The sequence below is a fragment of the Simiduia sp. 21SJ11W-1 genome, assembly GCF_024138675.1.
GTDB lineage: Bacteria > Pseudomonadota > Gammaproteobacteria > Pseudomonadales > Cellvibrionaceae > Simiduia.
The window spans coordinates 493,611-519,785 of sequence record NZ_CP090959.1 but is presented as its reverse complement, the minus strand read 5'-3'; the positions used below and the strand labels follow the sequence as shown (position 1 = coordinate 519,785).

General features: G+C 53.6%; 18 protein-coding genes. 3 read left to right on the top strand and 15 right to left on the bottom strand.

The annotated features are described in order from the left end of the window. Positions 1-695 precede the first annotated feature (695 nt). Positions 696-3,047 carry a TonB-dependent receptor gene (locus L1F30_RS02225; RefSeq protein WP_253358825.1) on the top strand — a complete coding sequence of 784 codons (2,352 nt, stop codon included), beginning with the start codon at positions 696-698 and terminating at the stop codon, positions 3,045-3,047. A gap of 113 nt (positions 3,048-3,160) precedes the next feature. Further along, entirely contained in the window at positions 3,161-3,427 is a 267-nt protein-coding gene (locus L1F30_RS02220; RefSeq protein WP_253358823.1) for a hypothetical protein, read from the top strand. Here the strand turns inward: L1F30_RS02220 and L1F30_RS02215 are convergent. Further along, complete coding sequence (locus tag L1F30_RS02215) at positions 3,407-4,510, bottom strand: site-2 protease family protein (protein WP_253358821.1); 1,104 nt, start codon at positions 4,508-4,510, stop codon at positions 3,407-3,409. The two genes, L1F30_RS02220 and L1F30_RS02215, sit on opposite strands and share 21 nt — an antisense overlap. A 185-nt stretch (positions 4,511-4,695) precedes the next feature. Here L1F30_RS02215 and L1F30_RS02210 point away from each other — a divergent pair, with 185 nt between their 5' ends. After that, the gene (locus tag L1F30_RS02210) at positions 4,696-6,789 is read left to right on the top strand and encodes a TonB-dependent receptor (RefSeq protein ID WP_253358819.1); all 2,094 of its coding nucleotides are present in this window, start codon (positions 4,696-4,698) and stop codon (positions 6,787-6,789) included. 188 nt (positions 6,790-6,977) lie between these two features. Here the strand turns inward: L1F30_RS02210 and L1F30_RS02205 are convergent, their stop codons facing one another. The 14 genes from L1F30_RS02205 to L1F30_RS02140 form a co-directional block, all read right to left on the bottom strand. Beyond that, on the bottom strand, positions 6,978-8,987 hold the full coding sequence (locus L1F30_RS02205) for a vanadium-dependent haloperoxidase (RefSeq protein ID WP_253358817.1): 2,010 nt from the start codon (positions 8,985-8,987) through the stop codon (positions 6,978-6,980). 74 nt (positions 8,988-9,061) lie between these two features. Further along, positions 9,062-10,762 (bottom strand): CRTAC1 family protein, encoded by a 1,701-nt coding sequence (locus tag L1F30_RS02200; RefSeq protein WP_253358815.1) that lies wholly within the window; start codon positions 10,760-10,762, stop codon positions 9,062-9,064. Between the two features lie 450 nt (positions 10,763-11,212). Continuing rightward, entirely contained in the window at positions 11,213-11,866 is a 654-nt protein-coding gene (locus L1F30_RS02195) for an LUD domain-containing protein (protein WP_253358813.1), read from the bottom strand. Next, positions 11,863-13,275: a LutB/LldF family L-lactate oxidation iron-sulfur protein gene (locus tag L1F30_RS02190; protein WP_253358811.1), complete on the bottom strand. Its 1,413-nt coding sequence runs from the start codon at positions 13,273-13,275 to the stop codon at positions 11,863-11,865. Before L1F30_RS02190 ends, L1F30_RS02195 begins: the two co-directional genes overlap by 4 nt. Beyond that, on the bottom strand, positions 13,275-14,042 hold the full coding sequence (locus L1F30_RS02185) for a (Fe-S)-binding protein (RefSeq protein WP_253358807.1): 768 nt from the start codon (positions 14,040-14,042) through the stop codon (positions 13,275-13,277). The genes L1F30_RS02190 and L1F30_RS02185 overlap by 1 nt, the downstream gene beginning before the upstream one ends. A gap of 36 nt (positions 14,043-14,078) precedes the next feature. Next, complete coding sequence (locus L1F30_RS02180; RefSeq protein WP_253358805.1) at positions 14,079-14,999, bottom strand: nucleoside hydrolase; 921 nt, start codon at positions 14,997-14,999, stop codon at positions 14,079-14,081. Next, positions 15,000-16,397 (bottom strand): sulfatase, encoded by a 1,398-nt coding sequence (locus tag L1F30_RS02175; protein WP_253358803.1) that lies wholly within the window; start codon positions 16,395-16,397, stop codon positions 15,000-15,002. A 63-nt stretch (positions 16,398-16,460) separates the two neighbouring features. Next, a complete protein-coding gene (locus L1F30_RS02170; protein ID WP_253358802.1) occupies positions 16,461-18,461 on the bottom strand; it encodes a vanadium-dependent haloperoxidase in 2,001 nt (666 codons plus the stop codon). A gap of 24 nt (positions 18,462-18,485) precedes the next feature. After that, positions 18,486-20,174: a CRTAC1 family protein gene (locus tag L1F30_RS02165; RefSeq protein ID WP_305879915.1), complete on the bottom strand. Its 1,689-nt coding sequence runs from the start codon at positions 20,172-20,174 to the stop codon at positions 18,486-18,488. Between the two features lie 8 nt (positions 20,175-20,182). After that, on the bottom strand, positions 20,183-21,187 hold the full coding sequence (locus tag L1F30_RS02160) for a cupin-like domain-containing protein (protein ID WP_253358800.1): 1,005 nt from the start codon (positions 21,185-21,187) through the stop codon (positions 20,183-20,185). Beyond that, positions 21,177-21,893 carry a SapC family protein gene (locus L1F30_RS02155; RefSeq protein WP_253358797.1) on the bottom strand — a complete coding sequence of 239 codons (717 nt, stop codon included), beginning with the start codon at positions 21,891-21,893 and terminating at the stop codon, positions 21,177-21,179. Before L1F30_RS02155 ends, L1F30_RS02160 begins: the two co-directional genes overlap by 11 nt. A gap of 251 nt (positions 21,894-22,144) precedes the next feature. Further along, on the bottom strand, positions 22,145-22,954 hold the full coding sequence (locus tag L1F30_RS02150) for a DeoR/GlpR family DNA-binding transcription regulator (protein ID WP_253358796.1): 810 nt from the start codon (positions 22,952-22,954) through the stop codon (positions 22,145-22,147). 116 nt (positions 22,955-23,070) lie between these two features. After that, positions 23,071-23,964 carry a phytanoyl-CoA dioxygenase family protein gene (locus L1F30_RS02145; RefSeq protein ID WP_253358790.1) on the bottom strand — a complete coding sequence of 298 codons (894 nt, stop codon included), beginning with the start codon at positions 23,962-23,964 and terminating at the stop codon, positions 23,071-23,073. 172 nt (positions 23,965-24,136) lie between these two features. Beyond that, positions 24,137-26,056, bottom strand: coding sequence for an Ig-like domain-containing protein (locus L1F30_RS02140; RefSeq protein ID WP_253358788.1), 1,920 nt, complete (start codon positions 26,054-26,056; stop codon positions 24,137-24,139). Positions 26,057-26,175: the final 119 nt, after the last annotated feature.

The following is a 26,175-nucleotide window of genomic DNA, read 5'->3' as shown; positions in this document are numbered from 1 at the left end:
CATTATTGTGAGATCCATAACGCGGTGGGTTGCCCGCGCATTGCTGACGATACCTCTGCAGGCCTCCCGCCTGTAAACACAGCAATATTTGAGCATGCCATCGCCCGGCACCCTGTAATAAATGACGAGCCATCGCTCGCGCCGATGGCTTGCGCCCGAAAATTTGTCGCATAAAAAAGGTGGCCGAAGCCACCTAAAAGCGAGTCCAATTTTACTGAAGGGAACAGTAAGAAAATTGGTGAGACCGGCAGTTGCTCCTGCATTAGCTGCGGGCATACACAGGCGCGATGCGAGTCTAGGTCAATGGATTCCATGCGCTAAACCACGGGTCATCACCCGTGCCAAACACAATGAAACCGCCGCGCCCGCCTGAAATAGTTGATCTCAAGCAGAGCGACACCACAGAATATAATATTCCTGCGCGAAATTTGCAACCTTGGCACATCAGCTAAAGTGCGGTTTTATGCGCCGCCGCCGCCCTTTTACATGCCTGAAGGCCCCGCAGCAGGCGAATTTAGGTGACAAAGGTCACAACTTGGGCGCCCCACCATCGGCAAAACCGATGGAAGTTAACTTCTTCTAACTGAGACTCTTGTGCATTCTTGATGTCACAGCCTGCGTAGGAATTATTTATTTCCAATGTGCAGCTGCTAAAAAATCTCTAATTATAACGTTACAGAAAAGGGGGAGGTGTCATGATACCTTTCAACAAAACCCAATTGAGCCTGCTGATTTCCGCAGCAACGCTCGCCCTGGCCGTGCCTTCATACGCTCAGAATGCTACTGACGATCAAGCCGATACTAAAAACGCCAAGTTCCAGTTGGAAGAAGAAGAGATTCTCGTAACGGCAACCCGCCGTGATGAATCTATGTCCGACATTCCCATGAACATCTCTGCCATGGGCGAAGCCGAGTTGCGCGAGCGCAACATTGGCGACCTGAAAGATTTCCTGAAAGACTCTGTATCCATTCACGCGCCTGAAAACTCCGCGCGCTCTATGGACTCTGTAACTGTGCGCGGTTTAAGTATTTCGCCGGTAAACCAGAACGACCTTGAATACTTTGTGCGCTCAACCGTTGCCTATTACATAGACGACACCCCCGTGCACAGCATGGGTTACCGCATTAAAGATGTTCGCCGCGTTGAAACGCTGATGGGCCCACAGGGCACCCTTTATGGCGGCGGCAGCCTGGGTGGTGCCATTCGCTACATCACCAACCAGCCTGAATACGACGAAACTACCGTTGATGTTCGCGCAGGAACCTACCAAACCCAAGGTGGCGGCCTGAGTGTAGACACAGACGTTACAATGAACTTGCCACTGGCCGAAAACTTGGCTGTGCGTGCAAACATCGCCTACCTGGACGAAGCCGGTTACACCGATCGCATGATCGTAACAGCAGAGCGCCTGAACGACCCTATGTGGGATGCACAAGGCAAGCAAGTTAAGTTCAAAAATGATGATTGGCAGCGTGTGAACTCAGCCAAAGTAGCATTGGCTTGGCAGCCTGCCGACAACATGGAACTTACGCTCACGCACATCGAGCAAAACCAACGCGCCAATGGCTCACGCGGTACCGCCGTTGACGGCGACTACGCCGTTCAATACGACAAAAACGTGGTAGTGGGCTATCACCGTGAATTTTCAGATCGCGAATTCACACTCGACAGCCTGAGCTTTGAGTGGGATCTGGGCTTTGCAGGCCTGGTATCCAACACGTCTAACTACGAGTATTCGCGCACCGGCCAAAACAACTACCCCAACGGCTACACCTACTACGGTGACTGGGGCAACTGCGCCGTATTCTGTTATTCAAATAACTACGACTCAGCGCCTTACATGACGTTTGATAACGTTAACTCGGCATTCACCCACGAAACACGCCTGGTATCCAATACCGAAGGCGCCATCAGCTGGATTGGCGGCGTTTACTACACTGAGCAAAAGGGTAACCTGCGCTTCTGGGAGTGGTATGACGACCTGGAAGCCGGCCTTTGGGGCCTGCCAACCAACGGCGACAACGGCTACTTTGAAGACATCAACACCGACTACACCGAGCTTGCGGTTTACGGCGAAGTGACCTGGGATGTTACCGAAGATTTCCACGTAACTGGCGGCGTGCGCTGGTTCGATTGGGAAGACAACGCCAACCCTAAAGTTGTTGACTACGCCTTCGAACTGGTTGACTACGAGCGTGAAGTAAATAACGGCGACCAAGATGTTTTCTACAAATTGAACCTGTCTTACGACATTACCGACAGCATGCTCACTTACGCGACTTTCTCGCAGGGCTTCCGTCGCGGTGGTGTTAACGGCTTTAAAGATCACGCTGGTGAAACCGTTACCGAAGAAGCACAAACCTACCAGCCAGACAGCATCGACAACCTCGAGCTGGGCCTGAAAGGCAAGTTGTTCGACGACCGTTTGTATGTACAGCTTTCTGCTTATCAGATGAAGTGGTACAACACCCAAACTTACCGCGTACAAACCATTGATGCCGGCTTCCCGTTGAACGGCACCGCCAATGGCCCGGATGCAGTAACCGAAGGTATTGAAACGGCAATCCGCTACCGCATTACCGATAACTGGTCTGTCAAGTTCTCTACGTCCAACAACGAAGCCAAGTGGGCCAATACCAAAACCCACTGCCTCTATGAAAGTGGCGATGAATGCCGCACATGGGAGAAAGGCGGCAAGTTTGGTGGTACGCCAGCGTTTGCCTACAACTTGTCGGTTAGCTACAACACCGTACTGCCTAACGGTTTAGGTTTCCGCGCCGGCCTGCATCAGAATTACCGCGACGAGATTCAATCAGATCGCGCAGATTCACCCGATGACATCGTTTGGACCTACCCGGAAATCACCCGCTACAACGCAAGCGTTGGCGTGAACGGTGATCAATGGGGCCTGAGCCTTTGGGCCAGCAACCTGACCAACGAAGAGAAGCTGGTTTCATTCCAGCGTGGGCAAGGCGCCAGTGTTGGCCACCGCGATATTTACTCGCAGCCGCGCACCATCGGCACCAGCGTTTCGTTCCACTTCTAAGTGTAAAACTTAGGCAATCCTCAGTAGTACAGGAGCGCTCCGGCGCTCCCCGCTTTCTCTTGTAACATGTGTTGTTACTCTCTCTTGCAGCCCGGATCCCTCCGGGCCTTTTTTTGCCTGTAGAATTCTTGCGGCCTGTCTATGCACAATTCCGACTGCAAAGTACAAACAATGCAACAGCTAGCGCTTCAGCCGATACATATTGGGACCAGGCAAAGATGATGCCGCCAGAAAAGCAGATGAATTTAGCACTTGCAGTAAGCCTACTGCAGCTTGATCAGCAAGCAAAAAGTAAAGGGGGGAATGCGCTGAGATTAGTTATGGCGCAATTTAAAAAATTGCACCCGAGCTTTGTAACATTAGCTTTGCAGTATTTTTAATGGCAGGCCCAGCATATCGTCGCCGGTACCAGCCAGGTACCAGATAATGCCCACAAAACTGCCCAGTACAGAGAAGTACCACACTGTGGCAAATACTTGCCCGTAGCGATCTAACGGCAGCAAGTGGCTTTGATAACGGCCCCGCCACTCGCTTAATATTTCAAGGGTGCCAATGATCAGCAAGAAGCCCAGCAAGGCAAGCCCCAAGGTGTAGCTTAGCCACACGCCAAAGGCCGCCGCCATTACGCATACAATCAGCCCCACCCAGCTATTCATGGAAAAGCTCACGCTCTTCAGAATGTGACCACCATCGAGCGGCAAAATGGGCAATAAATTAAACAGATTTAGCAGCGCATTAAACGCGGCCAGCCCTGCAAAAAACAGGCTGCCGGTTGCCCAGTAAAGCAACAGGCACAATACCGACATAAACAAACCAAACACCGGCCCCATGATGGAGATCACCACATCTTGCCAGCGGGTATTTATTTTGCCATCGGTTAGCGCCGCACCCCCGAAAAATGGAATGAGGTAGATACCTTTGGTGGGCATATTAAAGTATTTCATCGCGCGAATATGGCCGTATTCGTGTACAACCAAACAGGCGATTAACGCCAGTGCAAACTCTAAAGAAAACAACCACGAATAAGCCGCAAGGCTCGCCCCCGCCAGCGCAGCTTTAATGACCTTGGCGCTTTTCAGGAGCTTTAAGCCAAGCAACCCCAAGCCCACAAGGTTGAACTTGGGCTTATCTTCTACCTGCGGCACAGGTGTTTGTTGCTCTACATCTTTTGCCTTGCGCGTGCCGCGGGCCAACTGTTGATCGTTACCTTGCAGCGAATAGGTCACGCTAAAAGGCTGCCATTGCAGTCGCAATGTGAGCGTGAAGGTTTGCACAGCGTGTTGCTCACCTGAGCCCGGGTGTACAGCCGGCAGCTCGAACGTGTGCGTAAACTCTCCACCGGGCTCTCCCGTGGCCGCCAATTCAGACACCAAGGTTGGCCCCCAGTACAAACGCTGCCAGCCGGCCATTGAGGCATCAAGGCGTAGCCTGCGCTCCATTAATTCAATATTCAGCAGCTCCATGTAAGTTCCTGTACAGCAGTTATCATCGCGGGCATTATACTTTCAGATCACAGCCTTGGGCTCATGAAAAAACTAATTTGTGCGGCCAGGCGAACGCTGGGCCGGAGGTTTTCAAGTAAACCCTTCCCGCTAGCCTACGTATAACCAGATACAAGGCGCTTGAGCAACAGCATGGGAGCAACTTGATGTACAGCAAGCACGATAAACGCTCCCAGCGGCTACTGGGCTACTTGATTGTAAGTACAGCTCTGACAAGCCCCACAGGCCAGGTGGTAGCCAGCAATCTGGAAACAGTTACAGTTACCGCCGCCCGCAGCGAACAATCGCTCAATGAACTGGCCGCCAGCGTTTCGGTTGTAGACACCCAGGAACTTGAATTAATTTCAGCCACCCACATCAATGAAGCGCTCACACGCGTACCCGGAGTCTGGATTTCCCGCGGCAATGGCCAGGAACACCTTACCGCCATCCGCTCACCGGTGCTCACAGGTGCAGGCAGCTGCGGCGCCTTCGCGATTACAGAAGAAGGCATTCCCGTGCGCGCCACGGGCTTTTGTAACGTAAACCAGTTATTTGATATCAACACCGAACAAGCCGGCCAAATAGACGTACTGCGCGGGCCAGGCACCGTGCTTTACGGTTCAGATGCACAACACGGTGTCATTAATGTCATAAGCCTGGCACCGGCGCCCGAGCGCGCTACGCGCCTTGGCCTTGAAACCGGCGCCAACGATTACTCACGCGTAAAGCTTAGCCACAGCGAGCGCCAGGGCCAGCATGGCCTGCGCATCAGCATGAACGGTGCACACGATGGCGGCTACAAAGACGATTCCGAATTTGATCAGCAAAAATTGAGCGCCCGTCACGACTATGAGTCAGACACCTTCAATGCGCGCACACTGCTTAGCATCAACAATTTGAACCAGGAAACGGCCGGCTATGTGGTGGGCCAAGACGCCTACAAAGATGCCGACCGCAAGCGTGAAAATCCGAACCCCGAGGCGTTTCGCGACGTACAATCCGCACGCCTGCAAACGCAGTTTTTACGGCCCTTGGGTGACGATGCACAGCTTCTGGTAACACCTTACCTGCGCCACACCCACATGACGTTCATGATGCACTTTTTGCCGGGCACGCCCGTGGAGGAAAATGGCCACCAAAGTGTGGGGGTTCAAAGCGCCTACTTTTTACCGCTTGGCCCAAGCGTTAATCTCACCTCCGGTGTAGACGCGGAACTCACGCGCGCCTGGCTTACCCAATCACAAGCGCAAGGTTTCTCGGCGTTTCCCGCAGGCCGTCAGTACGACTACCGTGTAGGCGCTGCCATGGCTGCCGCCTTTGCATCAGCAGACTTCGCCGTCAACCAATCCATCCACATGAACGCCGGCCTGCATTATGAAACCCTGCAGTACGATTACGACAACAAAATGCGCAGCGGCAATACCGCCGAAGATGGCAGCCTTTGCATCAACGGATTTACTGGCGCCGTGGGTTGCCGCTACACGCGCCCGGAAGACTCAAAGGATTCATTCGCCAACCTCTCAGCTAATCTCGGCCTGGTGTATAAGCTGACAGACACACACACCCTGTTCGCGCGTGCAGCACATGGCAATCGCGCACCTCAGGCAACAGAGATGTACCGGCTGCAAAACGGCCAAATGCAAGCCAATCTGGATTCGGAGTCTATTCAAAGTGTGGAGCTCGGCCTGCGCGGCCAGTGGGCACAATTTACCTACAGCACCACCGCTTTTCACATGAAAAAAGACAATGTGATTTTCCAAAATGCAGACAGACTTAACCTCAACGATGGCGAAACCGAGCACCAGGGCCTGGAGTATGAATTGCACTGGCAAATGAACACCCGGTGGGATCTTGCGTTAACCGGCTCCTTGGCCGATCACCACTATCGCAGCAATGTAAGCGCACCGGGCAGCAGCGACACCATTGCAACCGACGGCAACCGCCTAGTATCTGCCCCGCGCAACATGAACACCCTGCGCCTGGGCTACACCCATGAAAACACTCGTGCAGAGTTAGAATGGGTGGCCATGGGGCGCTACTACACAGATCTGGAAAACGCGCACGATTACAGCGGCCATAACTTGCTGGGCCTGCGCTTCAAACACCAGCTGGGCGATAACCTGAGCCTGGGCGCGCGGGTGAAAAATCTGACCAATACCGACTACGCCGAGCGGGCAGATTTTTCTGCGTTTGCCGGTGAGCGCTATTTTATTGGCGAGCCCCGTTCATTATTTGTGAGCATTGATTACGCGCTATAGGGTCTGGTATTTCCATGGCCGCTTTCTGGATTGACGTACGGCGGGAAGCTCAAAGAGGCCTGAGCGCGGCCTTGGCCGCGCTCAGGCTTCATAGTGAACCTACAAGCACCTAGCGCCCACAGGGCCTTACTACAAGTTCAATTAATTCTAATAAGTAGATAATTCGCGGCTTCCAAAAACCTAGAAAGCTACTGGGTAGTAAAGTAGCTTTCAGCCTTGGAAAAGGCTTGCGGGCCAATGGCCTCGCCAATTTTGCGGCCTGGAATATCATCTACCGGCGGGTGAATGCCGCCCCAAATGCGCGACAAACTGCATTGATCAGATGCGTCGCGATAGGTGGCCCACTGCAGCACAACATCCACACTCGGGCCCTGCTCAAACACCAGAAATTCGTTTTGCTTGGCCACATAATCGCTCATGCCACCGGGGAAATAGGCACTGCCGGTAAGCAGCGTCATTAATTCTGCCGCCGCGCGTGAATAGGTGGAGTGGCCAGAAATGTAACCGGCAAAGGGCGGGCTCACAAAAGTGGGCCGCTGGTAGGGCCACCAGTTTTCCGCCAGAATCCAATCCACACCGGCGATATCGGTTTCAACATCGGCGATGTAATCGGGGCCGCGCCAGGCTTTTACTTTTATTTTGCCCACATGCTCATCAGCCGCACCGGCCAATGGGTCGCCGGCCTGCACCAGTGCGATAAAACCGGGCTCCAGGGGAATGCCGTCTTCATGGTAATTGGGCAGCATTGCATCAGAACTTTGGCCTAAATCTGCCATCAAGCGAATGGCAGACACCGGGCGCAAATAATCGTACCAACCTTTAATGCCCCAGGCGGCAATGGCGGCATCATGCATGGCACCACCTAAGGCGAAGTAAGATTTTACATCCCACTCCAGGCGGCCCATCAGATCGCCTTCACCGCGCCAGCGGAATTCAAAATCCGGGTGGTCGAACACATCGTTCATCAGCACAAACCAATGGCCGGGCGGGGTTTCCGAATCTGGGCCATCGGCCCAAAATTCCGCCAGTACGCGCGCATAGTCGGCGCGTGGTACCCGTTGTTCTGCGTAGGGTTCACCGGTTGCCGGGTTTACTTCATAGCCCTGGCTTGCATCGCCACCGGCCAGGGTTTGGTAAAAGGTTTCATAGGCCGCCACCGTGTCTTCAGCAGGCAACGCCGGATTGTTGCCCAGGGATTTTGGCGAGATATCGATCATCACTCCGTCGGCCGGATCCAGGTGGGCAGACCACTTAGACACCAGCGAGAAATTCCACTGATAAAAATCGCGGCTGTCTGTACCCAATAGTGGCGGCATGCCCGGATCAAAATACACCTTGTATTCAAAACCCTCGCGCCAGTAGCTGGTGGCGGTTACCGGGTCTAACGAAAAGGGCGCCACATGGCCCCACTCGGGCGAAAGAAACGGCGGCGTGCCGCTGATCAAGTTGCCCGCCTGATCAATGTATTCTTCCAGCACAATGGGCTGCCAACTGTTGTAATCGTTGTTGGCCAAGGCGTTGGGGTTGCCGGGTTTCTGCGGCTCGATAATGTCGTTGTGGTATTCGTAGCCCTGGTTGGCGTAGTCGAACTGCTCGTTGGCGCCATCTTGCAAGCCGTAATAAATGTAGCAGTCCGCAATGTAGTTGCCGAGGGACGCCGCGCCGTTGGTGGTGTAATCGGTATCTGTGTGATCTTTGTTGTAGCCAAGCTCGGCCATTAGCCCATCGGCAGTTTCCATAATATGTTCTTGCCCGGGCGAGCGGAAAAACCGGTGCTCGATCAAGCGGTAGGCGGCGTGCGCTATGGCCAACTCTTGATTGGCCTGGTTTTTTTCTATGCTGTGGCTTTCAAATTCGCAGCTGTAATCGCCAAAGCTGTTGCCAAGCAGGTAGGTGCTTGCATTGGCATCGCTGAGCGTTGCCCAGGCGTCGTACATGGCCGATGAAATATGAAACAGGTTGCGCGCGTGCACCGTTGGGCGTGCAAAATCGTTGCGAATGCCTTCCAGTAACACCTCATTCCACTGGCGCGCCACAGAGGGCGACTTGGTATCTATCACGGGCGTTGGGCTGGGGCTTGGCGTGGGCGAAGGTGCCGGGGTGCTGCCGCCTGACGAGCCGCCACCGCAGGCGGAAAGAATGGCCACCGCGGCCGCAGGCACCATGAATTTTGCAATAGGGCTGATTAAAAGATTCATCGAGTTGATCCGCACTTTTCTAATTTATTGTTAACGCAATGCCCGCCAATAATGCCGGCCACTAACACCAGATACTATGGCTGCACAATTGTAAGCAGCTGATTTACAGGCACATCGGTTATTTCCTGCTCTGCGCCGTTTGGCCAAACTATGGTTAGCGTATCTACCACTTGATGCCCGGCAAGCCCAAAGTGTGCTTCAACCGGCACTTGGCTTGCGTAACTGCCGCCAACAATGACCTCCCGCATTTGGGTAACGGTACCCGTGGTTGCGTATATGCGTGCACCCACAGCCTGGGTGTTGGCGCCACTGCCCTGCAGCTTCACGCGAAGGTAATTACCCAGCTCGTCTGCTCCATCATTGCGGTAGAGCACCATGGCGTTTGCAGCCAGATCATTGTTGACCACCAGCAAATCAATATCGCCGTCGGCGTCTGAGTCAAAGCACACTACCGCGCGGCCCTGGCCTAAGTCACCAACACCCAGAGCCTGCGCTTGCTCATCGAAACGGCCATTACCCTCGGAAATAAACAGCCGGTTGGCATCTTCCGGGTAGTCACGGGCATCTTCTGTATCGCCCACCGCATGCCAACCATTGGTGTGAAAAATATCCAATAGCCCGTCATTATTTACGTCGGCAAAGCACGCGCCCCAACCCCAACCGCCATTTTCAACCCGCGCAAAAAAAGTGGTATCTGTAAAACGGCCGCCGTCGTTTTCATACAAGCGATTACCAATGCTCGAAATAGAGAAGTCGCCTGCTTCGTAAATGCTGGTGACAAACCAGTCCAGATCGCCGTCGTTATCGTAATCGCCCAGCGCAGATCCCATACCAAATTGGTCTGTCAGTTGATCGTCTGTACTATCAAGAAATTGCCCCATGCCGTCAGACAAAAAATATTTTGACGTTCCAAAATCTGCCGCCATGGTGAGGTCTGGCCAGCCGTCGTTATTGAGGTCTGCAAATGTGGGGCTGAAACTGTAATCGCGCTCACCTTCAATGCCATCAACCCCAGGGGTAAGCACGAACTCTGCTACGCGTGTTGAACGGCTGACATCCACAAACTGCCCGGTACCCGAGCCTTTGAAAATTGTTTCAGTTTCATCTGAGATGGGGTTGCCCCAATGAGCGAGCGCTACGTCTATAAAGCCATCTTTGTCGTAGTCGCCAAAAGCTGCAGAGATAGTATTTTTGGCGTTCACCCGTAAACCGGATGTCTGTGAAACATCGCGAAAGGTGCCATCGGTATTGTTTAAAAAGAGCTTGTTGCCATCGTCTTCAAGCCCGCCTACAAATAGATCCAGCCAGCCATCGCCATCTACATCAACGAATACCGGGCCACTGCCTCTATGCCACACAAGCTGCACACCGGCTTCTTCTGCTACGTTTTCCCACTGATTTCCACCCAGATTTTTATAGAGCTTGGCCGGTTTGTAGTCGCCTGAATCGATGAATAAATCCGGTAGCCCATCGCCGTTGTAATCGCCCACCGCAACGCCGCCGCCGAAGAACTCGGCTTCGGTTGCATCGCCGGTTACGGTGATGTCGCGCACACCCCATTGATGGCTAAGCCCGCTCTGTGCTGTGATATTTGTAAATTTCCAGTCGCCTGCAGGGCTGGGCGACGGGCTGGGGGTAGGCGTCGGCGTAGGTGTAGGTGTGGGTGTAGGTGTGGGTGTGGGCGTTGGGCTGGGCGAAGAACCAGACCCTCCTCCGCCGCCACAGGCAGCCAAAGCAAGTATGAGCAAAAGTGATGAGGATGTTTTATAAATCATGAGAGGGTCCTGGCGAACGGATACCTGATTAAGTCACATGCGATTAGGTGGCGCCGGCATCCGCAAAGGGGCCGCGACGGGCCAACCGGTGTTGGTATTGCAGGGTGGGGATATTGAGCCAGGGGCTATCCGCCAAGAGCACTGCCCTCGTCCGCTAGGGGCTGGCGAGTTATTATCCAACTTTATTCTTAGTCGCGTGGCACCGAAGTTAACATTATTATTCCTGCCAAGTCAAACATCTGGAATAATTTATTACACTCTTAAGATTAAACCCCTTAACCCCAGCGGTACCTTTTAGCCTTCTATTAACCTCTTTACCAGCCACAAAAAAGGCGCAGCCTTTTGGGGCAGCGCCTTGTTATAGAGAGCCTTGGTTATCACAGGCAAGGTTTGTAGCCAAGCAGCGCCCAGCCGGTTTGCACACCCGCTTGGCAGTTTATATTCAGGCTGCTATTGCGCGGTGTCGTCTACCAGAAACACTTCGAGGCTATGGGGGCCGTGTGCACCGTAGGCCAGGGTTTGCTGAATGTCGGCGGTTTTGGACGGGCCAGACACCAACACCAAGTTGGTTGGCAAGCCTTTTGAAAATTCATCTTTGGCAAGCAGCGCCGTAAAATTTTTCACAAGCCTGCTTTTATACACCACCACAAAGTGCACCGGCGGCACCAGTGATACAGTGCGCGGCTCCTCAGCGGTTGGCCACAACACAATGGAGCCTGTTTCACAAATGCCGCCAAAGCTGCCAGTGAGAGCTGCCGGTACTTCATCAAAGAGTTTGGCTACCGGCGCATCGCCCAGCGATTGCCAGCTAATTAACTCGCACGCATCGCCGCACTCTGCGGCAATCGGCTGCAGCTGCTCACTTACAAGCAACCGCGTAAGCCCATGGGCGCGCACCCGTGCCGCCAACCTTGTGGCAAGCATAGCGGCCGACACTTCCGCTACCTGGGCATGGCAAGCCTGCAGGCACTCGATAAAGCGCGAAACATCATTTGCATCTACCTCAACCACTGCCGGCACTTCGGGTTTGCTGGCGAAGGTGGCATTTGCAACCTGAGGGCCAGATGCGCGCAGCCGCGCCAAAATATTTTGCTTGGTGCTCATGGTTGTTGCCTCCGCTGGCGGTAGCGCTCATGAAAAGTGCGCGCAGCTGGTATTGGCATAGTGCGCCCGGTTTTCCAGGCAGACGGCAGCCAGCCTATACACTTCCTAAAGCGTGCGGCCATCATACTGCCGATGCGGTAAACCCGGGGGTGCACACACGCCCAAGACCACAATGTCCAGATACTGGCCTCAAGCCTGCTGTAGCTGGCACCGGCGCCTTGCATCGCGAGGCTTTGTGGCGACTGGCTTTCAGCGCGCAGGCGCTGCAATAGTTTCGGAATTGGAATGCGCACCGGGCACACTTCCTCGCAGGCACCGCACAGTGATGATGCTGTGGGCAAATCCTGCGTGGCCTCCAACCCCAACAAGTGCGGGCTGATAATTTTGCCAATGGGGCCTGGATAGGTAGTGCCATAGGCATGGCCACCAATGCGCGTATACACAGGGCAGTGATTCATGCAGGCGCCACAACGAATGCACTGCAAGGTTTTGCGCAGCTCTTCATCGGCGTAAGCTTGCGAGCGGCCGTTATCCAGCAGCACCAGATGCACCTGCTCTGGCCCGTCTTTTTCATCGCCTTTGCGCGGGCCGGAGATCATATTGAAATAGGTGGTGATGGGCTGGCCGGTGGCCGAGCGGGTAAGCAGTGAAAGTAGCGGCGGTACATCCTGCAACCACTGCACCACCTTTTCAATGCCGGTTACGGCAATATGCACCGGTGGCACACTGGTGCACATGCGCCCATTGCCCTCGTTTTCCACCAGGCACAGGGTACCGGTTTCAGCCACCGCAAAGTTCACGCCTGAAATGCCTACATCGGCGCGTTTGAATTTTTCCCGCAATTGATTGCGCCCAATGGCAATGAGGGTATCCACATCTTCTGTGTAGGCCACGCCTTCAATTTTTTCTTCAAACAGTTGCGCAATTTCTACAGCACTTTTATGAATGGCAGGCATAATAATGTGCGACGGCCCTTCGTTGGCCATTTGCACAATGAATTCGCCCATATCGGATTCAAGGCAATCTACACCGTGGCTTGCCATGTAATGGTTTAAACCCATTTCTTCGGTAACCATCGACTTGCCCTTCAGCGCAAGTTTGCCATCCACCGCCCTCACAATACGCGCTATGATGCCGTTGGCCTCGTCCACAGTGGCAGCCCAATGTACCTGAATGCCATTTTTCGTGCATTGCGCTTCCAGCTGTTCCAGCAGCTCGGGCAGCTGGCTCAAGCAGCGCTGTTTGATGGCCTCGCCACGGGCAGAGAGGCTTGCAAACTCGTCATCGGGTAGCACGCCTTTGCGCTTGGCCTGCAAAAAATCCATGGCGCCGCGAAAGTTCTTTCGCAATTGTAAGTTGCCAAGGGCCTGGCGGGCATTGTGTTTAAACTGCTCTGGTGCCTGATGCATTAGCTGGGCTCCTTGGCGGGCTGCGTGCGCTCAGCAAGAAAGCTCGCCAGGTGACGACCACGCAACGGAGACTTCTGGTACTCCAGTGTGGTGTTGATATTGAGCATGCAACCCCAATCGGTGCTTACAAATTCCGGGGCGTTAGTGGCGCTCAGGCTGGCGGCTTTATCTTGCGCCATGGCAGAGGAAATATCGGCCTGCTTTACCGAAAAAGTGCCGCCAAATCCGCAGCACTCGGTTTGCCGCTCGTGGGCCACAGGCTCTACATTGGCCAATTGCTTTATAAGCTGCAGCCCGGATTCATGAATACCCATTTCCCGGCGCCCGGCACAACTGGTGTGTAAGGTAACTCGGGTCGGTGCGCCCACATCCTGTAATTTTACGTTCAGCACATGCACCATAAACTCACTGAACTCAAATACACGCTCAGTAAACGTGGCCAGGTTTTGATTATCAGGCATGAGATCTTCATAGTGCTTGCGCATCATGCCACCGCACGAGCCAGACAAAATCACAATCGGCCAAGGCTCGGGGAACAATGCCATCTGGGCCTCCGCCACCGCACGTGCCTGATCGCGATAACCGGAGTTATAGGCCGGCTGGCCGCAACAGGTTTGCTCGGGCACCACCACAACCTCAACACCTTCACGCTCAAGCAGCGCTATGGCATCAAGGCCTGTATCAGCGGAAAAGCTGTCTACCAAACAGGTAACATACAGGTATACGTGCGTGGGTTTTGCAGGGTACATCTTCACACTGGATTGCATGCGCGGTATCCACTTAATACTTATGTATTTAAAAACTCAGACAGGAGGTACGGCTTGAGTGCGCCAATATTCATCGGTCGTTTGAATAAAATCATCAATCATGGCGCGCGCATCGATGGTGCGGTAAAACCATACCTTGCGCTGCCCCAACAGAGCAGGCGTTGTGACAACTTGTTCGCTCACAAGCGAAGGATTAAGCACGGCATACACCAGAGCCAAATCCCAAATCACGCGCTCGCGTTTAAGCGGGTCTATATGGCTTTGCCAGCGTTGCAACAAAAAGTCGGCCAAAGGGTGCTTACCCTTTAAAGCCTGCTCCACTTCGCGGTAATTCATGGTCAGTGCACTGGCCACATTCAATGGCATGACATGCAGCTCGACATCTGCGTTAAACACTTTAAATAGCGCTTGCATGTCCATCATGCAGTTGAAGTCATCAATGCCATGCTTGCCCGTTTCAAAATCGTATTGCGAGCCCAACCAGTAAACCGCCAACTTTTTGCTAATCGCAGGCTCAATTAACAGCGCCGAGGCCACATTGGTGAGCGAACCCAATGCCAACACCTTGAGCTTCTGGCCGGGTTTCATAGCCTTGGCCTGGCGAATAATTTCGTAGGCGGCTGCGGAATGCTGGGCTTGATCGCCCCAGTCATACAGGCGGTTTGGCCCACCGCGAAAGGTGGGCACTTCCACTTGCAAGTGCGCGAGAATCATCTGATTTAGGCGGTGGCTCTCTTCCATGGAGTTGGGAATGCTCCAATGGCTGGCAGACCACTGCGCGGCCGTCACACCGGTAAGCTGCCACTCCTCGGCAATGGCCGCGCGCGTCACAGCAAACAGGTCATCCACTTCATTTGCAGTATCGGCATCTACTATTACAGCTGCGGATGCTGCACTTAACCAGCCTGCCATACCGGCTACCAATAGCAGCCGGCCCAAACACTCGCGCATTGGCATCTATTTGGCCTCGTTTATCAGCTGGTCAGTCAGGGCATTCATACGCGCAACCTCCGCTTTGTAAGCGGGATCTGTTGCGAGGTTGTTGGTTTCCAACGGATCTTCCTTGAGGTCATACAGCTCTGCGTAACCCGGGTGTTGCGGGTAGCGAATGAACTTTTTATCCAGCGTGCGCACACCTTCGGTTGTGGGAATCCAGTCTGTGCGCATGAGGTGCTCGCCCAAAAATTGCTCGCGCCAATCAATATTTTTACCCGCCAGCAGCGGCTGCAGCGCTTTGCCCTGCATCAGCTCTGGCACAGGCAGGCCTGCATACTGCAAAATGGTGGGCGCTACATCAATGTTCAGTACCAATTTGTCTACCTCGGCTTGAGGTTTGCGTGGGTCGTAAACGAAAAACGGCACCCTGAGGCTGTCTTCATACAACAGCCATTTACCAGCCAGCTGGCGCTCGCCCAGGAAATAACCGTTATCACCCATGAACATAATCACGGTGTTGTCGGCCACGCCTTGTTTTTCAAGCTCTGCGCGAATTTTGCCAACTTCACGATCAAGGCCCGTGATCATGCGATAGTAGCCTTTCACCATCGTTTGATATTTTTCTTCCGTATCAAAGCGCCAGTACCAGCGCTTTTTGCTGATGGAGCCTTTTACCCATTCGGGCAGTGCATCAAAGTATTTATCTTGCGCAAGGGGTGATACGGGGATCTCCACATCCTGATACAAAGGCGCCAGATCACGCGGATACACATACTGGTTTGGGTCGTGGTCATCGGCGTGGGGCGCATGGAAGCTTACAGAAAGGTTGAATGGCTTTCCGCTGGCAACCGCCTTGCGAATAAATTCAACACTGTGGTTGCCAATGCGCTCGGTGGTGTGTTCGTGTTTGTGGGTATCGAGATTGAGTTCGTAGTAGCGGCCGGCCACAGCCTTCTCACCGGGGCGGGCATCGTAATCGAACAGGGTTTTATCGGCATCTCCTTCAAACTGCATACCGAACTTACCTACAAATCCCACGGTATAACCTGCATCTTTCAGCAACTTGGGGTAGGAGTTTTCAATAAACTTTGTGCGCAGCGGCGGCTCGTTAAAGGTGAAACCGTGCCGGCGCTCGTAGGTGCCCGTCATGATTGAAGCGCGGCTGGCAGCACAAATTGACGTAGTTACAAAGGCATTTGAAAAGCGCGTACCCTGTTCGGCCAAGGCATCAATATTGGGGGTTTGAATAATGTCGTTACCGGCATAGCCTACGGCATCCCAGCGCTGGTCGTCGGTGAGAATGAAAACAATATTGGGCTGGGCACCAGCCTTTTTTGCCTGCGCATTACTTTCGGCAGGCTCACTGCAGCCCATTAGCCCTACAAGCGCTGCCAAACATAGCGGGTAGATCAGTTTCATTCTTTACTCCTGTAGCTTTTATTAAAATCAATTAACGCAGGTTTAATCGTGCCAGCCATGTTGCTACTGGCTGAAATAGCTTTCGGCCTTGGCAAAGGCTTGCGGGCCAATGGCCTCGCCAATTTTGCGGCCTGGAATATCATCTACCGGCGGGTGAATGCCGCCCCAAATGCGCGACAAACTGCATTGATCAGATGCGTCGCGATAGGTGGCCCACTGCAGCACAACATCCACACTCGGGCCCTGCTCAAACACCAGAAATTCGTTTTGCTTGGCCACATAATCGCTCATGCCACCGGGGAAATAGGCACTGCCGGTAAGCAGCGTCATTAATTCTGCCGCCGCGCGTGAATAGGTGGAGTGGCCAGAAATGTAACCGGCAAAGGGCGGGCTCACAAAAGTGGGCCGCTGGTAGGGCCACCAGTTTTCCGCCAGAATCCAATCCACACCGGCGATATCGGTTTCAACATCGGCGATGTAATCGGGGCCGCGCCAGGCTTTTACTTTTATTTTGCCCACATGCTCATCAGCCGCACCGGCCAATGGGTCGCCGGCCTGCACCAGTTCGATAAAACCGGGCTCCAGGGGAATGCCGTCTTCATGGTAATTGGGGAGCATTGCATCAGAGCTTTGGCCTAAATCTGCCATCAGGCGAATGGCAGACACCGGGCGTAAATAATCGTACCAACCTTTGATGCCCCAGGCGGCAATGGCGGCATCATGCATGGCACCACCTAAGGCAAAGTAAGACTTTACATCCCACTCCAGGCGGCCAATCAGATCGCCTTCACCGCGCCAGCGGAATTCAAAATCCGGGTGGTCGAACACATCGTTCATCAGCACAAACCAATGGCCGGGCGGGGTTTCCGAATCTGGGCCATCGGCCCAAAATTCCGCCAGTACGCGCGCATAATCGGCGCGTGGTACCCGTTGTTCGGCGTAGGGTGCGCCGGTTGCCGGGTTTACTTCATAGCCCTGGCTTGCATCGCCACCGGCCAGGGTTTGGTAAAAGGTTTCATAGGCCGCCACCGTGTCTTCAGCAGGCAACGCCGGATTGTTGCCCAGAGATTTTGGCGAGATATCAATCATCACTCCGTCGGCCGGATCTAGGTGGGCAGACCACTTAGACACCAGCGAGAAATTCCACTGATAGAAATCGCGGCTGTCTGTACCCAACAGTGGCGGCATGCCCGGATCAAAATACACCTTGTATTCAAAACCCTCGCGCCAGTAGCTGGTGGCGGTTACCGGGTCTAACGAAAAGGGCGCCACATGGCCCCACTCGGGCGAAAGAAACGGCGGCGTGCCGCTGATCAAATTGCCCGCCTGATCAATGTATTCTTCCAGCACAATGGGCTGCCAACTGTTGTAATCGTTGTTGGCCAAGGCGCTGGGGTTGCCGGGTTTTTGCGGCTCGATAATGTCGTTGCGGTATTCGTAGCCCTGGTTGGCGTAGTCGAACTGCTCGTTAGCGCCATCTTGCAAGCCGTAATAGATGTAACAATCGGCAATGTAGTTGCCCAGCGACGCCGCGCCGTTGGTGGCGTAATCGGTATCTGTGTGATCTTTGTTGTAGCCAAGCTCGGCCATTAGCCCATCGGCTGTTTCCATAATATGTTCTTGCCCGGGCGAGCGGAAAAACCGGTGCTCGATCAATCGGTAGGCGGCGTGCGCTATGGCCAACTCTTGATTGGCCTGGCTTTTTTCTATGCTGTGGCTTTCAAATTCGCAGCTGTAATCGCCAAAGCTGTTGCCAAGCAGGTAGGTGCTTGCATTGGCATCGCTGAGCGTTGCCCAGGCGTCGTACATGGCCGATGAAATATGAAACAGGTTGCGCGCGTGCACCGTTGGGCGTGCAAAATCGTTGCGAATGCCTTCCAGTAACACCTCATTCCACTGGCGCGCCACAGAGGGCGACTTGGTATCTACCACGGGCGTTGGGCTGGGGCTTGGCGTGGGCGAAGGTGCCGGGGTGCTGCCGCCTGACGAGCCGCCACCGCAGGCATTCAGTAATGCCAGCGCGCAACTCAAAAAGGTAAGCCTTGATGCAGCATGATTTTTCATTGCGTTTCTCTCAAATTATTATTGTTAGGGCTGAACCAATTGAATGCGGGAGTTTACCGATGGCGGTGTAATTTCTTGTTCTGCGCCATCGGGCCAGCGCACCTTCAGTGCTTCAATAACTTCTGACTCCCCAAGCCCGAAGTGCAACTGAGTGGAATTCTGGCTGGTAAAATTTGAACCGATCATCAGCTCGCGCATTTGGGTAACGCCACCGGCGGTGACATACACTCGTGCACCAGCCGCTTGAGTATTGGCACCGGAACCGACCAGGCTGAGAGCAAGAAAGTTACCTGCTGCATTACCGTTTTGATTCTCATAATAGGTAAAGGCGTTGTGACCCCGTTCATTACTTACCAGCAACAAATCCACATCGCCGTCGTTGTCGGCATCAAAGCAGGCAACACCGCGCCCTTGGCCTTCATCAGTGAGCCCACGCAGCATGGCTTGCTCTTCAAATCGCCCACCGCCTTTAGCCATGAACAGGCGGCTTTGATCTTCCGGATAGTTGTGCTGATCCGGATCGTAGCTTGAAGGCTCAACCCAACCGTTGGTATGAAAGATGTCCAACAGACCATCGTTGTTAAAATCTGCAAAACATGCGCCCCAAGCCCAGCCTCCGTCTTCAATGCGAGACACGAAGCTTTGATCCCCAAAACCTGTGAGATTATTGGAAAACAGGCGATTGCCCGTTTGTACAATACCGTGCTCACTGGTTTCATAAATGCTGGTAATAAACCAATCGAGGTCGCCATCGTTATCGTAGTCGCCTATTGCGCTACCCATGCCGCTGTCATCTGTGAGCTGGTTGTTTGTGGCATCAACAAATTTACCCTGCTGGTCGTTCAGGAAATACTTGCTGGTTTTAAAATCCGCTACCATGGCCAGATCCGGCCAGCCGTCGTTGTTAAAATCTGCAAAAGTCGGGGTAAAGGTGTAATCGCGATCACCCTGCACACCGCCACTGCCAGCCACCAACAACTGGCTTGCTATGCCTGTATGTTGGCTGGCTGGAACAAAGCTACCCGTGCCTGTACCTTCAAACAACGTTTCAGTGTCATCGGAAAAGGCATTCCCCCAATGCGAGAGCGCGAGATCCAAAAAGCCGTCGAGGTTGTAGTCACCAAAAGCGGCTGAATAGGTATTGGGCGCATTCAATGTCAGGTTGGCATCGGCTGTGGCATCCTGAAACTGGCTATTACCCACATTGATAAACAGTTTATTGGCGTGGCCATCAAGGCCACCAATAAAAAGGTCTACCCGCCCATCTCCATTGACATCGGCAAATGTCGGGCCACTACCTAAGTGTGAGGCCAGCGCAACGCCTGCTTCTGCCGCAATGTTTTCAAAGCGGCCGTCACCTAAGTTGCGGTAAAGTTTTGCAGACTCGATGTCGCCCGAGTCTATGAAAATGTCATCCAGCCCATCGCCATCAATGTCGCCTAGAGCGACACCACCACCAAAATACAGTTCATCTTTTATATCTGTAGCGTTTGACGCACCGCTCACACCCCAATGATGTACAAGGTTGGATGATGTGGTTTTATTGGAAAACTGCCAGCTTGAAGGTGTTGGGCTAGGGGCCGGGCTAGGTGTCGGACTAGGCGTAGGTGTCGGCGTAGGTGCTGGTGCATCACCGCCGGTCGATGAGCCACCCCCACCACATGCCACCAGGCTTGCAAGCGCAAGTGCTATGAATAATTTAGACGACTTCATAGCGCCTCCTAAACGTTAAGTGCGCGCAATATCTGGGCACGCAAGGTACGCGCCCTGGCGGCATCGAGTTTATCCAGGCGACCACGGGCAGCGGCCGGTATATGCTCGAACCGGCCGTCGCTTGGTGCGTCGAATACATAGTGCTTGAACAGATTGCGCCAGGCGTTGCGCTCGTCGTCAGGAAGATCTTTGATGGTGAGCATGGCGTGATAAAGCGCATACATTGCATCACCTGTGTATGCCCCAAGGCTTGGCCACCAGTAGTTGATCATCAGATTAAATTGCGCAAGGCCTTCAACTTGATGCCACCACATGGGCGGTATATACAACACGTCACCCGGCGCAAGCTCCACAGATTGGGCCGCCTGCAGGGCAGAGGCATAGCGAGGGTGTTGCGCAAGGTCCGGCGCATAGGGGTCTACCAGGCTGATCGGCTGGCCGGCCGGGGTTAAATCCATCGGCCCTACATACAAGTTCTCGAGTTGTTCAGGCTCAAGCAGCGTGAAGCGACGCCTGCCAGACACACAGCAGGCAAAATTATGCTGGCTATCGAAATGAGCAGGCACCAATGAAGGGCCGCCCATCCAGGCCTGTATCAAGGCGTCGGGAGCGTAGGGAAGCTCATCACACAATGCACTGCGTAGGCCTGGCAAGTGGGTATCAAGATGCACAGACGGTGCGAAGATGGATTGCTCGGCCGAACCCTTGGCAATGGCCTGCGCGCCTTCAAAAAAAGCCCCAAGGCTTAAAGGCTGCTTGGTAAAGCTCAACGCTTCACAACCTTCGGCATAGCCAAAATCCGGACGCTCTGCGACAGGCTTGCGGTAGCTCACAATGGGACGGCCGGAATCAAACCTTTGAAAAAAAGCCTGCACACCTTCGGCATTGCCGAGCTCATCCAGCGGCCAATGACTGATCGCCCCACGAAAGACCACAGGTAAAGAAGCCTTAACTACCTGTACCGGAATTTCAGCAAGCGCCAGGCCATCAAGCTCTCTCACCTCAGCTCGCATGTTGCAGCTGCCTTTGCTTTAGGTGCGCCAAGCGTGACACATTCGCCATCGAGCCCACTAACCAGTAGATCAAAGCCAATGCGCCAGACTTATGAAGAGCCTGCAAGGCTTCTGCAGAGACGTTTTCCAGCGCCTTGCCGGAAATACTGTAGTAACCTTCCAGCCGATAGCTTTGCTCGCCGAGTGACACGTCCAGCGAAAGCGGCTCCAGCAGCTGGTGTTGCTCGAGCAATTTTACAAAAGGCGCTGTCTGTTTTATCCCTTCATCAATGGCCGCCAGCAGCCCTTGCACGCGCTGCAATCTGGGTGCGGCACCGCCTTCGGGCAGAAATAGCGCCTCGCCTTCGGCATCACTCAACCGGGCATCGGCAAGGTCGGCGTGCACCACCATCGCTTGGGTTCCGTTCGCGGCGGTTTGGTAACCAATACTGAATGGCCCGCGCGCAGCCAGCAGGGGTGTCACATGGGCGTTCCAGTCAGCGCCCTCAAGAAACAGGTTTTCCTCCGGGCCAAAACCCAACAGGGCCACTAACTGGAGGCCATCTTGCCCCTTGGCAAATAGCAACGGGTATTGGACGTGCAGGTTTTTAATTTCATTGGGAAATACCACCATGCGGCCAACGCTATGGCCAAAGGGTTCACCAAACGTTGGCTGGTACTTGAGTTGATGGTGCTCTTGATTATTCAGCAGTACGGCATTCGCCATAATTCATGCCCTCAGCCCACCATGACTACCGGCGGGTTATTGTTGTGATTATTGTTTGAAGGCAAAAATTAGCATTTTCAATCACAAACAGTCAAGCACTGAATAATTTTGAGCGAAATATAAAGATTACTGGCGGGAAATGTAGTAAACACCACACGAAAGCCTGAAAAAGGCACCAAATCTGGCACCTTCTCAGACGAAATAGCGATTGCCCACGCCTCGCGTGAGCAATAAAAGAGAAGCCGGGTCAGCTATACCGCTTGTGCAATACTTTGGGCCAGCGGTACTAAAATCACCTCTACTCCGTGGGCGCGAATGCTTTCCACCATTTGGGCATCGGCGCCGTCATCGGTAATCAGCACATCCACCTCATCAATAGGGTAGAGAATGAAGTTGCTCTTGTGGCCCAGCTTGCTGCTATCGGCCAGCACCACAAGCTTTTCGGCTTGCTTGCGCAGTTTTTGCTCGGCCCGTACCAACAGCGAATCGGTTTCCATAACACCGAATTCTCCAATGCCCGCAGTACCGGTAAACATCAGCTTACTGCGGTAATTCTGGATGGAATCGTTTTCAAAGGGGCTTAGAATAATGCCCTGCTTGCGATAGATTTCACCGCTCGGCACCGTTACCTGGTTTTGCCCGTTATCGCACAGGTACTGGGCCAGGTAGTAAGAGTTAGTGAGCACCGACACATCGCGCTGGCTCAGAAACTCGCCCATCATAAAAGTGGATGAGCCACCGTTGACAATAATCAACTCGCCATCGTCACACATTTGCACGGCGCGCTGGGCAATGGCCCGCTTGGCGGTAGTGGCCTTATCTTTGTTCACCAAAAACGCGGAGCCCGTGATATGCGTTTTGGTAGAGGGCATAGGCGCGCCTTGCAACCGCTGCGCACCGCCACGGATTTTTTCCAGCCGCCCCTCTTTATGCAGTTTGATCAAATCGCGGCGAATGGTGGCCTCTGAAGAGTTCAACTGGGTGGTCAGGTCTGCAACGCTGGCAAATTGCTGCTCGTCGAGAAGTTCTAATAACAACTGGTGCCGCTGGCGTTCTAGCATGGGTCCAATCCCTAGATCGTGAAATTTTACCAATCATAACCGCTCATTACCTATCATGAAAGGCCTTTTACGATTGAAACTCACGGTTTGAGCGCCAGATGCTATCTGGCCCGCCATTATATGGCCGGCCCAAGCAGGCCCGGCTTATAAAGCAGTGGGAAAAACTGCCCCGCCAGCGCGTTACCCGGCAACACTGGTGGCACCCCCGGCAGCAAGGGCTCGTGGCTTGCAGAGCGGGTACCCTCGGCAAACACATTTAACACAAACGCCCGGCGTGCACGTTCCGAGCGGTTTTCATAGGAGCCGTGCACCATCAACGGGTGATGAAAACTCCCATAGCCCTTGGGCATTTCAACGGCCACCTGGCCCTCAAACTCACGCTGCTGCGCCGGTGTTAAATACTCTGCCAGGCCCTGCATATCACCGGCCAATTCCGGCTTTTCCAATAGCCCCCAACGGTGGCTGCAGGGAATGTAATGCAGGCAACCGTTATCTTTATTGGCGTCATCCAGGCCAACCCAGCAGGTTAAGTGCTGCATGGGCTGAGTGCGGGTCCAGTAGCTGTAATCCTGATGCCAAGCCACTACGCCACCGTGTTTTGCAGGCTTGCAAAACAACTGGTCGTGCCAAAAGCGCACCGGTTGCCGGCCCAACAGCTGCCAGGCCGGCACCAAAAAACGCGGGTTCCACAACACATCATGAAAGTGGGGCGTAATGCGCCAGTGGCCCAGTGAGTGAAACAGCACCTGATCAGGCAGGCTGGATTCATTGGTATGGAACTCGTGAAACAGGTGATTACCGGAGTGCGCTGGGTCCTGCAACTCGGCAAGCTCTGCGCGCAAGGCCTGAATGTACTCATCATCGAGCATGGGAATACCGGCCACGTAACCCTGATCCTGAAAATGCGCAACCTGCTCGTCACTCAGGCGATAGGCCGTCCAATCGCACGCATCCCAATGGTTGCGCATAAGCTCTGTTAACAATTCATGGTGTTTGGATAAATCAGACATTCGCGCCTGTACCTGCATTAAATTTTAACGGCAACACTCACTCGCAACCAGCAATCACAGATCAACACAGTTGGGGTTAAACGTAAAACTACCGGCAATCAAAACAGATACCAGTTTCCAACAAAAATCGCGCCTTGGCACTACAAAAAATTGTTTCCAGGGCGCGATCGGGCTACTGGTTAAAATGTAAGGTGGTCAATCCGGAATAATCTGACGTTGAGAGCCCAGATCGGCTATGGATCAACGTCCAATCACTTCCGTTGTCCGACCCCAGAATATCGAAGCCAGATAGCGCACGATTATTTGCGCTCGCTTTTATCATTATTGCATCGGGCGTGATGGCAGTATCCTGGCCTAAATCGATAGTAATCCAAGCCGGGAAATTATCACCAATAACCCAACCACTGTTACTGTTGTCAAAGGCACGATAGTCGCTGCTTCCATCAGTACTCGATGACGCGGAATGTTTTGTGCCTGATGTCAACTTAGGGCTGGGGTAAGACTCGCCTTGCTGCATAAAATGGATTTGCTGAATTGTGGACGGCAACTCAACGGTGCCATGGGCCCGCAATGTCAAATACCTATAACCTTGCCCATCAGCGGCAGCAAGCACCGAAACCTCGCAGCTGCTTGTGCGCAAGCCATCAGCGGAAGTTGCACTGATAACCGCACTTCCCGCCGCCACGGCCTTGACCCAACCCGAGCTTGAAACGCTGGCAATACCCGAATCTGTCGACTTCCAAACGATGCCCTTATCTGTTGCATTGGCAGGCAAAACCGAGCCCAGCAAACGCACTTGATCATCTATATTCATTGCATCTGTTGGACAGGCACCAATTGAGACACCGCTGACGGGAACTACGGCTTCTCCGGGCATTGACCTGAACCATGCGCCCGCACCCGCGGTAGATACATAGTGGGAAAGCGCACCGGAATCGTTACTGACTAGATGCGATGAAGTTAGCCCGCCAAAGTGCAAGTCACCACTGATATCCTGCCAGGTGACAGCCGCATTGGCGGTGCTGCTACCGGTTACAGTTCCCTCAAGAATGGCATAATGCTTTTGCAACGTATGATCATAGTGGGCCATAAAAACTTTATCTTCGTAGCCCAACAAGCCGCCCTTACTTTGAAATTGATACTGGTAGGCTGCCGGGCCACTGGTCACAACATCAAACCAGTCGTGCGACACCACAGACCGTGAGTCGGTGCTTTTCAATACGGTTTTCCAGGAGGTTCCGCCATCCAGAGATATCACGCCAACAAAGTTATCGCCTTCTCCGTCATCAACGCTTTTTCCAGAATAAAACAGGATGAGTTGCCCCGCATTATCCCAAGCCTGCACCTCCGCGTCCCAACCGCCACCTTCATAGAGTTTTTCCCAAACCCAATCAGCGCCGTTATATTCGCCTTTGAATACACCCTGATCGCCACTGGTGGCACTCAGGTATACGATGTCTGCATTAGTGGGGTGCGGAGAGATTTTTTTAACGGAGTTAATGCCGCCTGCAACACCATTACTTATTTTTTTGAACCAAGGGTCCTTGCCCTTCATGTGTTCGTTGTACCCCCAGTTTAGATTTTGCTGAAGGTACAAGCCATGCCCCCTTGAAAAAACAAATATTCTACCGGGCGCCGCTGGTGATTCGGCAATATCACTGAACAAACCGTCTGGCAAAGCGCCTCGCCAGTTGGCACCACCGGCATAAAACTCCCACTGATCATTGGGTGAATAATCATCCAAATGCTTGATGTATAAGTTGCCAGTACCGGCAAGGCCACCAAAACCGGGCGCCATTTGCGCGAGCACCATTTTCTTGCCGTTGGCTGTAGCAATTTCTACCGCTTGTACATCCGATAGAAAACCATTCTGGCGCATCCACACATTGCTCCAGGTTGCGCCGCCGTCCCAGCTTTCCACCGGGCCATTATCTGCCATCGCCTGAATCACATAGTTTTTATCGGCGGCAAGATCATAGGTGTAGGTACTCTCTGTTCCGCGGGATCCATAGGTGGCAACCGGCGTACCCCAGTAATCCGCAAAGTACTCATTGGTGGTATAGCTGTAGCGATTGCTCCACTGGTAGCTCACGCCATCCCATTACCCGCGATACATGGTTTGGTTCTGTGTTGACCAGATAGCACGTACCCAGCCATTGCCCTTGGGCGTGTAATGTGCAAATCGTGCGTTGGGCTTACCTACGTCCCAAC